This window comes from Streptomyces sp. NA02950, assembly GCF_013364155.1.
GTDB lineage: Bacteria > Actinomycetota > Actinomycetes > Streptomycetales > Streptomycetaceae > Streptomyces.
On sequence record NZ_CP054916.1, the window covers coordinates 2787511 to 2799845 of the forward strand.

The following is a 12335-nucleotide window of genomic DNA, read 5'->3' on the forward strand; positions in this document are numbered from 1 at the left end:
GCCGTGCGTCCCCCCATTGTGCGTCAGACGCGCTCAGTCTCCAGGATCACCGGTTCACTCGGGGGTCCCTCGACGAGCAGCGTACGCAACAGTTCCGGCAGGCGGGTCGGGTACACCGGTTCGTCGACCGCCGCCAGCTCCTCCGCGGTCCACCACCGCAGTCCGGCCACACTCCGCCGCTCCAGCTCCGTCAGTCCCCCGCCCGCGACCGTCGCGGTCTGCTCGGTACGCCCCAGGAAGTACCACTCGTCCTGGTCCCAGCGCTGTCCCGCGAAGGGGAACGAGCAGATCCGCCGCCACAGCAGCGGGCCGAGCCGTACCTCGGTGATCCCGGTCTCCTCGGCCAGCTCCCGCCGGGCGGCCTCCTCCCGGCTCTCCTCGCCCTCCAGACCGCCGCCTGGCGTGAACCACCAGGTCCTCGACGGATCGTCCGGTTCATAGCCGTGCAGCAGCAGAATCCGGTCCCGCGGGTCCAGCAGCACCACCCGGGCCACCTGCCGCAGCGGCCGCTCGTCCGCGCCGGCCTCCGGAGACCGTCCGGCCGCCCGCTCAGCCACTGGCCGTCACCGTCCCCCGCGCCTCCTCGCGCCGCGCGGCACCGGTGCGCCTGCGGCGGGCGATCGGCCCGTACGCCGCCCCCGCCAGGATGAGCACGGCGCCGCTGACCACCGCGATCACCATCAGCCGCAGCGGCCCCGGCTGTGAGACTCCGCCCGGCAGCGCCTGGAACGTCCGCGGCCGCTCGAGCATGCCGAAGCTGCTCATCGGCCAGGCGGTGGCGTCCACCCGGGCACTGACCGCGCTCCGCGGCACGGCCCCGTGGCCGCCGTCGGTGAGGTGCACCCGTGAGTCCAGCGAATCGCTGCGGTGGTCACCCATCAGGAACAGCCGCCCCTCGGGCACCGTGGTGGAGAAGCCGGTCAGCGACGCCTGGTCCTTCTTCTCCAGGTACGGCTCGTCGAGCGCCTTGCCGTCCACACTCAGCCGCCCCTGCTCGTCGCAGCACACGACCTTGTCGCCGCCGACGCCGACGACCCGCTTCACCATGGGCATCGCGCCCCACACGGCGTCCTGGAAGACCACCACGTCACCGCGGCGCACCTCGTCGCCGTCGATCCGCTGCGCCAGCACCCGGTCGTCCTTGCCGATGGTGGGCGCCATGGAGTCGGTCGGAACGGTGTACGGCTTGTAGACCACCGCACCCCAGGCGAATCCGCCCAGGAACAGCACACAGCCGAGGGCCACCGCCACACCGGAAAGCAGGCTGCCGAGCCTGCCCTCCCCCACCGGTCGGGCTCTGCTCATTCCCGTGCTCCCGCCTTGCGCCACCGACGTCAGAAGATCAGGTTCCGCGTGCCCGAAGGCACGGGACCGCACCTTACCCGCGGTAGATGCCCGGCGTCAGCAGCGGTATACGGCGGAGCGACGGTGGAGAAGCGGCAGAGCGCCAGGTCAGCCGTTCCGCCGCACCCTGGCGATCAGCCTGCGCCGCCGCCACAGCACGATCGGCAGCGCGCCCGCGAACCCACCCGCCGTCGGCGCCAGCGAGGCCGCCGCGCCCAGTCCCGGCTGGTCGAAGGTGCCGGGCACCGACAGGGTGCCCCAGCGGTCGATAGGCCAGGCGACGACGATCGCGCGCCCGACGACATCGTCGACCGAGACCGTGCCGTTGTGCAGGTTCTGGTGGTAGCGCGAGTCCAGCGAGTCCTGACGGTGGTCGCCCATCACCCAGATCCGCCCCTCGGGCACCGTGATCGGGCCGAACGGCTTCTCGTCGCAGGGCGTGTTCCCAGGGAAGATATACGGCTCGTCCAGCGGCTTGCCGTTCACCATGACCTTGCCGCCGCGCTTGCACGAGACGGTGTCCCCGCCGACCGCGATGACCCGCTTGATCAGGTCCTTCTCCTCGGCCGAGGGCATCAGGCCGATAAAGCTCAGCCCCTTCTGGATGCCCTCGGCGACCGGCCCGGCGTCCTTCTTCTCGGTCTCACCGAGCCAGCCGCCCGGGTCGTGGAAGACCACCACCTCACCGCGCTCGGGCTCCGAGCCGAACCACGGGGTGAGCTTGTCCACCAGTACCCGGTCGCCCCGCTGCAAGGTGTTCTGCATCGAGTCGGACGGGATGGAGAACGCCTGCACCAGGAAGGTCTTGATCAGCAGGGCGAGCAGCAGCGCGATGCCGACCAGGATCGGCAGCTCCTTCCAGAAGGAGCGCACCTTCTTCGGCTTACCGGTGCTCCGCTTCACCCCCGGCGCGGCCCCGCCGCCGGAACGGCCGGACGGTCCGGAGGAATCCCCGCGCTCCGCAGTCTCCGCCGAGTCCTGGGGATCGCCGGACCCCGCGCGGTCCGAGGGATCCGCCGCGGTCGCACGGTCCGCGGCGCCGGGCCCGGCCGAGGCGCCGGAGGTCCGGTCCGTGGGCGCACCGGTCCGCGGCGCCGGGTCCGTGCCGTCCCCGGTCACGGGAGTCTCTCCCTGTGTCCCGGGTCGTCGCTCGGGCTCTTCGTGACCGGATCGTGCGCCGACCGCCAAATCCCCCACATCCACTCCTCACACCTGACTGCCGCCTGCTCCACGAACGGCGCAGGACCACCACTCCCATAACGAGCGGGAGTTCCGCAGGGGTCGGGAGCTGGACCATTCCTTGCTGATCCATGGGGGACAGCCTATGCGGCGAGCCCTGTGCCCGTGTCTCCCCACTCGGCGCGTCCTTCACCGAGGCGTACGTTCCGGGCTCCTCCAGCTTCCGCATATGGCCGAACGGCCAGGCGATCACCACGGCGCGGCCGACCACCATCTTGTCCGAGACGGTGCCCTGCCCCGGTTCGTCCAGATGGACGCGGGAGTCCGCGGAGTTGGAGCGGTGATCACCCATCACAAAGATCCGCCCTTGGGGGACGGTCACCTTGAACTCGCGCTGCGAGGGCTGGTTCCCCGGGTGCAGATACGGTTCGTTCAGCGGCGTTCCGTTGACGGTGACCTTGCCGTTGGAGTCACAGCACGCCACCGTGTCACCGCCGACGCCGACCACCCGCTTGATGAGGTCCTGTTCGTTGTCCGACGGCAGCAGACCGATGAAGGTCAGGAACTCCTTGCCCTGCTTGATGACCGGCGGATCGTCCTTGGGCGGCTTGCGCTCGTCCTCGAGCCAGCCACCGGGGTCCTTGAACACCACCACATCGCCGCGCTCCGGCTTCGAGCCGAACCACGGGGTGAACTTGTCCACCAGCACCCGGTCGCCGATGCGGATCGTCTGTTCCATCGATCCGGACGGAATGACAAACGCCTGTACCAGGAAGGTCTTCAGCACCAGCGCGATCACCAGCGCCACGCCCACCAGGATCGGTATCTCCTTGACCTTGGAGCGCTGGCGCCTGCGCTTGATACGGCGCTGGATCTTGCGCCGCTCGGCACGCCCGCCCGGCGGGCGCTCCCCCGGACGCGACGTCTCCACCTCCGGCGGCGGCGCGCCCGCGCGGCGCTTTCCGTACCGGGGTCGTCCGCGGCTACCCATGGCCGCCGCCGGGGTCCGCACCGGGCTCGGGCACTCTGGCGTAGGTCTCCGGCCGCTCCATCCGGGACCAGCGGCCGACCGGCCAGGCGATCCAGTCGGCACGGCCGATCACCTGGCCGACGGGGACGGTGCCCCCGCCGGGCGCGCCGAGATGGTCCCGCGAGTCGCGGGAGGCGGAGCGGTGATCCCCCATCACCCACAGCCGCCCTTCCGGCACCACGATGTCGAACGGCGCACGCGAGGGGCTGTCCCCCGGGTGCAGATAGTGCTCGTCCACCGGTTGACCGTTCACCTCGATCCTCCCCCGCTTGTCGCAGCAGGTGACCCGGTCACCGCCGACGCCCACCACACGCTTGATGTAGTCGGACTCGGCCGGGGCGGCCAGTCCGGCCGCCGCGGCCGCCTTGCGGAGCACTCCGGTCACAGGGTTCCCCGAGGGCTTCTCGCCGAGAAAGGAACCCGTTCCGTCGAACACCACAACGTCGCCGCGGCGCGGATCGTCCCCGAAACGGTATGCGAGCTTGTTCACCAGGACCCGGTCCCCGGGCCGCAGGGTGTTCTCCATCGAGCCGCTGGGGATCAGGAACGGCTGGACCACCCACCCGCTCACCAGCAGGACCAGCACGGCGCTGAAGGCCGTGACCACTCCCGCCCGCCGCCATGGCCCGCCTCCGGTCAGCCACCCGAGCGCACGCCGGCCGGGCCGGGGCGCGGCGGCGGTCTCTTCCGCGGCGTCGCCCGGCGCATGCGAAGAGCGCGACCGCTCCTCGTGCTCCGTCGAGGAGCAGGAGGAGCGGTCGCGCTCCGCGAGCTGTCCTTGGGTGTCCATCGGGCCAGAGCCTATCCGCCCCGGCCGGAGGATCCGGCGGTAGCTCAGTAGTCGCGCAAAACTCAGTTCTCGCGCTTTTCCTTGATCTTGGCGGCCTTGCCGCGGAGGTCGCGGAGGTAGTACAGCTTCGCACGGCGCACATCACCGCGGGTGACGACCTCGATCTTCTCCACGATCGGGGTGTGCACCGGGAAGGTGCGCTCGACGCCGACGCTGAAGCTCACCTTGCGGACGGTGAAGGTCTCGCGCACGCCGGAACCCTGGCGGCGGATGACCACGCCCTTGAACTGCTGCACACGGGAGCGGTTGCCCTCGATGACGCGCACGTGCACGTTGACCGTGTCACCGGGGCGGAAGGTGGGGAGGTCGCTGCGCAGCGACGCGGTGTCGACGGTGTCGAGCAGGTGAGACATGATCGTCTGCTTTCCTCGCTGATGCCACAGGTCATCAGCGGCATATCGGATGTTGATTCGGAGTGCCGCCCTCATCGGGTGGGCGTCGATCCCCCTGTGGCAGGGGCGCCGCGCCCGGACGTACGGCAGCGGCCTATTCTTCCACGGCCCGGTCCGAGCGCCCAAATCCGCCCTCGGGCCGTTCCTCCCAGCCCAGCTCGGCCAGGGTCTTCCGGTCGTGCTTGTCCAGCGCCGCGGGGTCGCAGCGCTCGATCAGATCGGGGCGATTCTCGCTGGTGCGGCGGAACGCCTCGTCCCGCCGCCATCGCGCGATCTTGCCGTGGTGCCCGCTGACCAGCACCTCCGGGATACCGCGGCCGCGCCACTCGGGGGGCTTGGTGTAGACCGGCCCCTCCAGCAGATCGGCCATCGCGCCGGGTGCGAAGGAGTCGTCGCGGTGCGACTCGGCGTTGCCCAGCACTCCGGGCAGCAGCCGGGCGACCGCTTCGGTGATCACCAGGACCGCGGCCTCGCCACCGGCCAGGACGTAGTCGCCGATGGAGACCTCGTGGATCTCCAGGTGCTCGCCGTACTCCTCGATCACCCGGCGGTCGATGCCCTCGTAGCGGGCGGGCGCGAAGATCAGCCAGGGGCGTTCGGACAGCTCCACGGCCAGCGTCTGGGTGAACGGGCGGCCGCTCGGCGTCGGCACCACCAGCACGGGCCTGGCAAGCCCGGCGGCCTCCCCCGACGCGAGGACGGAGTCCAGTGCCTCGCCCCATGGCTCGGGCTTCATCACCATGCCCGGACCGCCGCCGTAGGGGGTGTCGTCCACCGTGTTGTGCCGGTCGTGCGTCCAGGAGCGCAGATCGTGGACGCGGACGTCGAGCTGCCCCCGGGCGCGGGCCTTGCCGACCAGCGAGACGTTCAGCGGCTCCAGGTACTCCGGGAAGATCGTGACGACGTCGAGCCTCATGACGACGCGTCCTCACCCGGCGCGTCCGACGCGGTGTCCGCACGGCTGCTCGCGACCTCGGCCTCGGCGTCGTTCAGCAGCCCCCGCGGCGGGTCGATCACCGCGCGCTGTGCCTCGAGGTCGATCTCCGGCACCACCTCGGAGACGAACGGGATCATCACCTCGCCGCCGTCCGGGCGCCGGACGATCAGCAGGTCGTGGTACGGAAGATGGGAGATCTCGGAGATCCGGCCGACCTCGGTCCCGTCCACGGTGACCACATCGAGGTCGATCAGCTGGTGGTCGTAGAACTCCTCGGGATCCTCGGGGACTTCCTCGGGGTCGATCTCCGCGATCAGCAGGATGTTGCGCAGCCCCTCCGCGCCCGTACGGTCCCGGATACCCTCGAAGCGCAGCAGCAGCCGGCCGCTGTGGACCCGGCCGGTCTCGATGGTCAGCGGCCCGGCCGAGGCGGGTTCGGTGGCCAGCACGGCGCCGGGGGCGAGCCTCAGCTCCGGCTCGTCCGTCCGTACCTCCACGGTGACCTCACCCTTGATGCCATGGGCCCGGCCGATCCTCGCCACAACCAACTGCACGTGTCCGATGTCCCTTCACACACACGGGCCGGGGACGGCCCATGGCCCTCCCCGGCCCGTGCCGGTGCTCTCTTTGATCGCCTCAGCGGATCTGGTCCACGTCGACGAGGTCGACGCGGATCCCACGGCCGCCGATGGCGCCCACGACGGTCCGCAGGGCACGCGCGGTCCGGCCGTTGCGGCCGATCACCTTGCCGAGGTCATCGGGGTGCACCCGGACCTCCAGCACGCGCCCGCGACGCAGGTTGCGCGAGGCGACCTGCACGTCGTCGGGGTTGTCGACGATGCCCTTCACCAGGTGCTCGAGGGCTTCCTCGAGCATCCTCAGGCCTCGGTCGACGCGGTGGACTCAGCGGCCTCGGCCGCCTCGTCCGACTTCTTCTCCGACTTCTTCGCCTTCTGGGTGATGGCCTCACCCTTCGGCTCGTCACCGGCGTCCTTGGCGGCGGCCTCGAACAGGGCGCGCTTGTCGGCCTTCGGCTCGGCGACCTTCATCGGAGCCGGGGCGGGCAGACCCTTGAACTTCTGCCAGTCGCCGGTGACCTTCAGGATGGCCAGCACCGGCTCGGTCGGCTGCGCGCCGACCTTCAGCCAGTACTGCGCACGCTCCGAGTCGACCTCGATGCGCGACGGGTTCTGCACCGGGTGGTACAGACCGATCTCCTCGATGGCCCGGCCGTCACGGCGGGTACGGGAGTCGGCGACAACGATGCGGTAGTGAGGCGAACGGATCTTGCCCAGACGCTTCAGCTTGATCTTGACTGCCACGGGAGTGGTGTCTCCTGGTCTTGACGTGGTTGAGCACGCGAAGTGCCACGTGGGGTGGTGGTACCCGAGTGCCCGATGGACGCGCCAGCCGGAGGAGAGAGGGTTCCTGGTCGACTGTCGAGTACAGCGGACCATTGTGCCACACCGCCGCCGGTCAGCCGACCGCGGCCACCGCCTCGGGGATACGGAACGGCTTGCCGCAGCCACCGCACATGATCGGCGCCTGCGCCAGCACCGACGGAACGACGCGGACGTTCCGCCCGCAGTCGCAGACGGCCTTGACCCGGACGCCGCCGCCGGAGGAGCCGTGCCGCGCGGCGGGCCCGCGGAAGGTCCGGGAGGTGTCGGCGGTGGTCGCGACGCTGTGCGCCTTGAGGGCGCGCTGAAGTCTCTCGATGGTGGTCCGGTAGCGCTTTCTCGCCTCGGGGCTGAGGGTGACCAGTGAGAAGCCACTGCTGGGATGCGGCTCCTCGGGATGGTCCAGCCCGAGCTCCTCGGCGATCGCCAGGAACCGGCGGTTGTGGTAGCGGCCGGCGCGCGAGGTGTCACGGACACCGCGGGCAGCGGCGATGCCATGGACGGCCTCGTGCAGCAGCCGTTCGAAGGAGAGCTCGGCGCCACATGCGGACGACGACTCTCCGATCAGCGATTCGGGCGCGGCGAGATCCGGCAGCTCGGGGTGGTGCCGTTGAATGTCGGCCCACGCCTGCGCCAGTTCTGCGGCGAGAACAGGTGGTGTCGTGCTCACGTCGTGCTAACGAGCAGGAGCGGCCCGGTGTTCCGATTCCGGGGCATCCCAAATAATTTGCACGTACCAGTCAGTTCACACTGATGTGCCGCGACGAGGGCGGGTGCGCCGATGTACGGAGGAGCCGCCCACCGCGCATCAACCCGGTACGTACCGGTTCAGCGGTCCCGCCCGGTCTCAGTAGGCCCGCGCGACGTAGGCGACGTTACCCGGCGCGTCGTCCGCGTCCGGCACCGACCCGTCCCCGGCGACCAGACAGCGTACGGACACCGCCTGCGCGGCGAGCGCCGCCTCGCCCTCCGGCCCCAGGTCGGCCCACCGGATCCGGGCCCAGCCGCCCGAGACCGCGGCCTCCGCCGCCTCGGCGACCGTCGCCACGTCCGTGGTCCGTGCCGTACGGCGGTCCCGCGCCTGGCGCAGCAGCAGCGCCTGGTCCTCCTCGAGCATGCCCGGCACCAGCTCGGGCAGCCGATCGACGGGCACCGGCTCCTTGCCGCCCGGGATCCGGCGCGCGAGCGTCGCGGTGCCGCTCTCCAGGTCCCGCGGGCCGATCTCGACCCGGACCGGCACCCCCTTGAGCTCCCAGTCCACCGCGCGGCGGCCGAACGGGGTGTCCGTGCGGTCGTCGACCCGTACCCGCACCCCGGCCGCCGTCAGCCGGTCGCCGATCTCCCGGACCCGGGCGACCACCGTGTCATCGCCCTTGACGGCCATCACGACGGCCTGCACCGGGGCCAGCCGGGGCGGGATCCGCAGTCCGTGGTCGTCGCCGTGCATCATCACCAGCGCGCCGATCATGCGGGTGGTGCTGCCCCAGGAGGTCTGCCACACCAGCTCCTGCTCGCCGTCCCGGGACAGATAGCTGGTGTTGAAGGCGCGGGAGAAGTTCTGGCCGAGCTCATGGCTGGTGCCCAGTTGCAGCGCCTTGCCGTCGCCCATCATCCCTTCCAGGGTGAGGGTGTTGAGCGCCCCGGCGAACCGCTCCGCGGCGGTCTTCCGGCCCAGCACGACATCCATGGCGAGCACGTTCTCCATGAAGTCGGCGTAGACATGGCGGTGGATACGGGCCGCGAAGTCCCGGGCGTCCTCGTAGGTGGCGTGGGCGGTGTGGCCCTCCTGCCAGAGGAACTCGGTCGTCCGCAGGAACAGCCGCGGCCGCAGCTCCCAACGCACCACATTGGCCCACTGGTTGATCAGCAGCGGCAGATCGCGGTAGCTCTGCACCCACTTGGAGAAGTACTCGTTGACGATCGTCTCGGAGGTGGGCCGGACGACGACCGGCTCCTCCAGCTCCTTGCCGCCGCCGTGGGTGACGACCGCGAGCTCGGGCGCGAACCCCTCGACGTGATCGGCTTCCTTCGTCAGGTACGACTGCGGGATGAAGAGCGGGAAGTACGCGTTCTGCGTGCCGGTGGCCTTGATCCGGGCGCCCATGTCCGCCTGCATCCGCTCCCACAGCCCGTACCCGTACGGTCGGATGACCATGGTGCCGCGCACCGGGCCGTTGTCGGCCAGCTCGGCCTTGTTGATCACGTCCTGGTACCAGCGGGGGAAGTCCTCCGCCCGCGGGGTGAGCACGGGAGCTTTCGCCATGGCGCCGATCGTACGGCGGCGGCGCACAGAACCGTGAATCGCGCCGGAGGGATCCGGCTCAAGCAAAAAAGGGCCGGGCCGGAGCGAACGGCGTTTCCGGGGGCGGCCCCGGGAGCAGGGCGGACGCACAGGGGTGCGGGGGCGCACAAAGGGGGCACGCAAGCACGGCCGTGAAACCTCTGGACGCGGGCACGGATGGGGAGTTACCTGGCATACAGGGGTGGGACGCCACAGCGCACGACGGCGGATGGAAACCGGATCTGACGACGGCATGTGCTCTTCGCTGATTGGGGCCCTTTCGATGACATCTACGCTCGTCCGGCGGCACCGCCCGCACCCCTCCTCGTCGCACACCGCGGATCCCGGCACCCGCACCCGCGACTGGGCGGAGATCCAGGAGCGGATGCTGGTGCCGTTGTACGAGGCCGTGTACGCACGGCTGGACGTCGGCGCCGGGACCCGGCTGCTGGGCCTGGGCTGCGGTTCCGGCCTCGCCCTGCTCATGGCGGCCGCGCGCGGCGCCGCGGTCTGCGGGACCGACGGCGACCGGAGCCGGCTGGACCTGGCCCGGGAGCGGCTGACAGCCGCGGGCGGACCGAGCGGCCAGGACGCGCCCCCGGCACGGCTGGGACTCCGCGGCCCGGAGAGCGCCTGGGTGCGGGAGGCGGCGGAGGCGGCGCCGGACGCGCGGGCGACGGCGGGGTTCACCGTCGTGACCGCCTTCGAGCCACTGCCCGCCCTGGGGACGGCCGCCGGGGACGCGATGGCCGCCGCGGTGTCCGCGCTCCGCGCGGCGACGGCGCTCACCGAACGCGGCGGCGCCGTGGTGCTGGCCGGCTGGGGCCCGCCGGAGCGGTGCGCCACCTCGTCCGTACTACGGGTGGGCGCACGGCTCGCCGACCCGATGTGCGCCCCGGCCCGCTGGCGGCCGTGCGGCCGGGACGACCTGGAGCGGCTGGCGGAGCGCGCCGGACTGCGGCCCGACGGCTCGGGCCGGGTGGCCTGCCCGTTCGGATACGCGGACATGGACAGCGCGGTGCGCGGGCTGCTGTCGACCGGGCTGTTCGACGCGGCGGAGCGGGCCACGGACCCGACACAGGTCGCCAAGGAGATCGCCGAGGCGCTGCATCCGCATCAGCGGGCGGACGGCACGGTGTGGATGCCGAATGTCTTCCGCTATCTGATCGCTCGCGTCTGAATCGCTCGCGTCTGATCACGCGCAGCCGGCCGACGGGGTGCGCCGGGCCCCTGATGTCCACGCGGGGGCCCGGTGCCGCGGCGGCTCGCCGCCCCGGGGGATTCAGCCCATGAACTTCTTGAACTCGTCGGGGAGTTCGAAGTCCTGGCCGCCCTGGCCGCCCGGCATGCCGAAGGCGCCGCCCTGCTGGCCCGCCTGTTCGCGGCGCGCCGCGGCCGCCTGCTCATCGGCCTTGCGCTTCATGGGGTTGCCGCTGCGCTGCTTCCCCTTGGCCTTCTTCTGCTGCTTGCCCTTGCGCTTCTGATTGCCGCCCATGCCCGGCATGCCCGGCATCCCGGGCATCCCCGGCATGCCGCCCTGGGCCATCTTGGACATCATCTTGCGGGCCTCGAAGAACCGCTCCACCAGGTTCTTCACCGCGCTCACCTCAACACCCGAACCGCGCGCGATACGGGCGCGGCGCGAGCCGTTGATGATGTTCGGGTCCTGGCGCTCGCCGGGCGTCATCGACTTGATGATGGCCGCGGTGCGGTCCACGTCCCGCTCGTCCAGGTTGTTGATCTGCTCCTTCATCTGGCCCATGCCCGGCAGCATCCCGAGCAGCTTGGAGATGGAGCCCATCTTGCGGACCTGCTCCATCTGGGCCAGGAAGTCGTCGAGCGTGAACTCCTTCGGCCCCTTCGCCAGCTTGGCCGCCATCTTCTCGGCCTCTTGCTGGCTGAAGGTCTGCTCGGCCTTCTCGATCAGGCTGAGCATGTCGCCCATGCCGAGGATGCGGGACGCCATACGGTCCGGGTGGAACGCGTCGAAGTCGTCCAGCTTCTCGCCGTTGGAGGCGAACATGATCTGGCGGCCGGTGACATGCGCGATGGACAGCGCGGCACCGCCGCGCGCGTCGCCGTCCAGCTTGGAGAGGACGACACCGTCGAAGCCGACGCCGTCGCGGAACGCCTCGGCGGTGTTGACCGCGTCCTGACCGATCATCGCGTCGACGACGAACAGGACCTCGTCCGGGCGGACCGCGTCGCGGATGTCCGCCGCCTGCTGCATCAGCTCCTGGTCGATACCGAGACGGCCGGCGGTGTCGACGATCACGACGTCGTGCTGCTTGGTGCGCGCGAACTCGACCGAGTCCTTGGCCACCTTGACCGGGTCACCCACACCGTTGCCCGGTTCCGGGGCGAAGACCGCGACCTCGGCACGCTCGGCGACGACCGCGAGCTGGTTGACGGCGTTGGGGCGCTGGAGGTCACAGGCGACCAGCAGCGGGGCGTGGCCCTGCCCCTTCAGCCAGCGGCCGAGCTTGCCGGCGAGCGTGGTCTTACCGGCGCCCTGGAGACCCGCCAGCATGATCACGGTCGGCGGCTGCTTGGCGAAGCGGAGGCGGCGGGTCTCGCCACCGAGGATGCCGATCAGCTCCTCGTTGACGATCTTGATGACCTGCTGGGCGGGGTTCAGCGCCTGGGAGACCTCGGCGCCCAGCGCCCTTTCCTTGATCTGCTTGATGAAGGCCCGGACAACGGGAAGCGCGACGTCCGCCTCGAGCAGGGCGATACGGATCTCGCGCGCCGTGGCGTCGATGTCCGCCTCGGAGAGGCGGCCCTTGCCCCGGAGGTTCTTGAAAGTCGCTGCGAGGCGATCGGAGAGGGTATCGAACACGGTGGTCGCGAATCCTTCGGTCGGCTGTCGGGTCGGCGGTCGGCCTCCAAGGGTATCCGCCCGGCGCGCGAACGGTCTGCCCC

At 70.9% G+C, this 12335-nt stretch carries 13 protein-coding genes and 1 pseudogene; 1 reads left to right on the forward strand and 13 read right to left on the reverse strand.

The genetic code is table 11. The features are described from left to right. Positions 1 to 23 precede the first annotated feature (23 nt). From HUT19_RS11625 to proS, 12 genes and pseudogenes are all read right to left on the reverse strand, one after another. Entirely contained in the window at positions 24 to 557 is a 534-nt protein-coding gene (locus tag HUT19_RS11625) for an NUDIX hydrolase (RefSeq protein WP_176180399.1), read from the reverse strand. Further along, complete coding sequence (lepB, locus tag HUT19_RS11630; RefSeq protein ID WP_176180400.1) at positions 550 to 1305, reverse strand: signal peptidase I; 756 nt, start codon at positions 1303 to 1305, stop codon at positions 550 to 552. The genes HUT19_RS11625 and lepB (HUT19_RS11630) overlap by 8 nt, the downstream gene beginning before the upstream one ends. A gap of 147 nt (positions 1306 to 1452) precedes the next feature. Next, positions 1453 to 2541: a signal peptidase I gene (gene lepB / locus HUT19_RS42955; protein WP_254885537.1), complete on the reverse strand. Its 1089-nt coding sequence runs from the start codon at positions 2539 to 2541 to the stop codon at positions 1453 to 1455. Next, positions 2495 to 3514: pseudogene (gene lepB / locus HUT19_RS11640) on the reverse strand (signal peptidase I); the annotation flags it as partial. The gene lepB (HUT19_RS42955) and the pseudogene lepB (HUT19_RS11640), both read right to left, overlap by 47 nt. Next, positions 3507 to 4343 carry a signal peptidase I gene (lepB, locus tag HUT19_RS11645; protein WP_176180402.1) on the reverse strand — a complete coding sequence of 279 codons (837 nt, stop codon included), beginning with the start codon at positions 4341 to 4343 and terminating at the stop codon, positions 3507 to 3509. The pseudogene lepB (HUT19_RS11640) and the gene lepB (HUT19_RS11645), both read right to left, overlap by 8 nt. A 62-nt stretch (positions 4344 to 4405) precedes the next feature. Next, complete coding sequence (gene rplS, locus HUT19_RS11650) at positions 4406 to 4756, reverse strand: 50S ribosomal protein L19 (RefSeq protein ID WP_176180403.1); 351 nt, start codon at positions 4754 to 4756, stop codon at positions 4406 to 4408. A 133-nt stretch (positions 4757 to 4889) separates the two neighbouring features. Continuing rightward, complete coding sequence (trmD, locus tag HUT19_RS11655) at positions 4890 to 5711, reverse strand: tRNA (guanosine(37)-N1)-methyltransferase TrmD (RefSeq protein ID WP_176180404.1); 822 nt, start codon at positions 5709 to 5711, stop codon at positions 4890 to 4892. Beyond that, positions 5708 to 6286, reverse strand: coding sequence for a ribosome maturation factor RimM (gene rimM, locus HUT19_RS11660; RefSeq protein WP_176180405.1), 579 nt, complete (start codon positions 6284 to 6286; stop codon positions 5708 to 5710). The genes trmD and rimM overlap by 4 nt, the downstream gene beginning before the upstream one ends. Positions 6287 to 6368: 82 nt before the next feature. After that, entirely contained in the window at positions 6369 to 6608 is a 240-nt protein-coding gene (locus HUT19_RS11665; RefSeq protein ID WP_176180406.1) for an RNA-binding protein, read from the reverse strand. Between the two features lie 2 nt (positions 6609 to 6610). Beyond that, on the reverse strand, positions 6611 to 7054 hold the full coding sequence (rpsP, locus tag HUT19_RS11670; protein ID WP_176180407.1) for a 30S ribosomal protein S16: 444 nt from the start codon (positions 7052 to 7054) through the stop codon (positions 6611 to 6613). A 154-nt stretch (positions 7055 to 7208) separates the two neighbouring features. After that, positions 7209 to 7802, reverse strand: coding sequence for a hypothetical protein (locus HUT19_RS11675; RefSeq protein WP_176180408.1), 594 nt, complete (start codon positions 7800 to 7802; stop codon positions 7209 to 7211). Positions 7803 to 7979: 177 nt separating this feature from the next. Continuing rightward, entirely contained in the window at positions 7980 to 9395 is a 1416-nt protein-coding gene (gene proS, locus HUT19_RS11680) for a proline--tRNA ligase (RefSeq protein ID WP_176180409.1), read from the reverse strand. A gap of 301 nt (positions 9396 to 9696) precedes the next feature. Here proS and HUT19_RS11685 point away from each other — a divergent pair, with 301 nt between their 5' ends. Next, entirely contained in the window at positions 9697 to 10593 is an 897-nt protein-coding gene (locus HUT19_RS11685; protein WP_176180410.1) for an SAM-dependent methyltransferase, read from the forward strand. A 102-nt stretch (positions 10594 to 10695) separates the two neighbouring features. On the opposite strand, the gene ffh is transcribed toward HUT19_RS11685, so the two are convergent. Beyond that, a complete protein-coding gene (gene ffh, locus HUT19_RS11690; RefSeq protein ID WP_176180411.1) occupies positions 10696 to 12252 on the reverse strand; it encodes a signal recognition particle protein in 1557 nt (518 codons plus the stop codon). Positions 12253 to 12335: the final 83 nt, after the last annotated feature.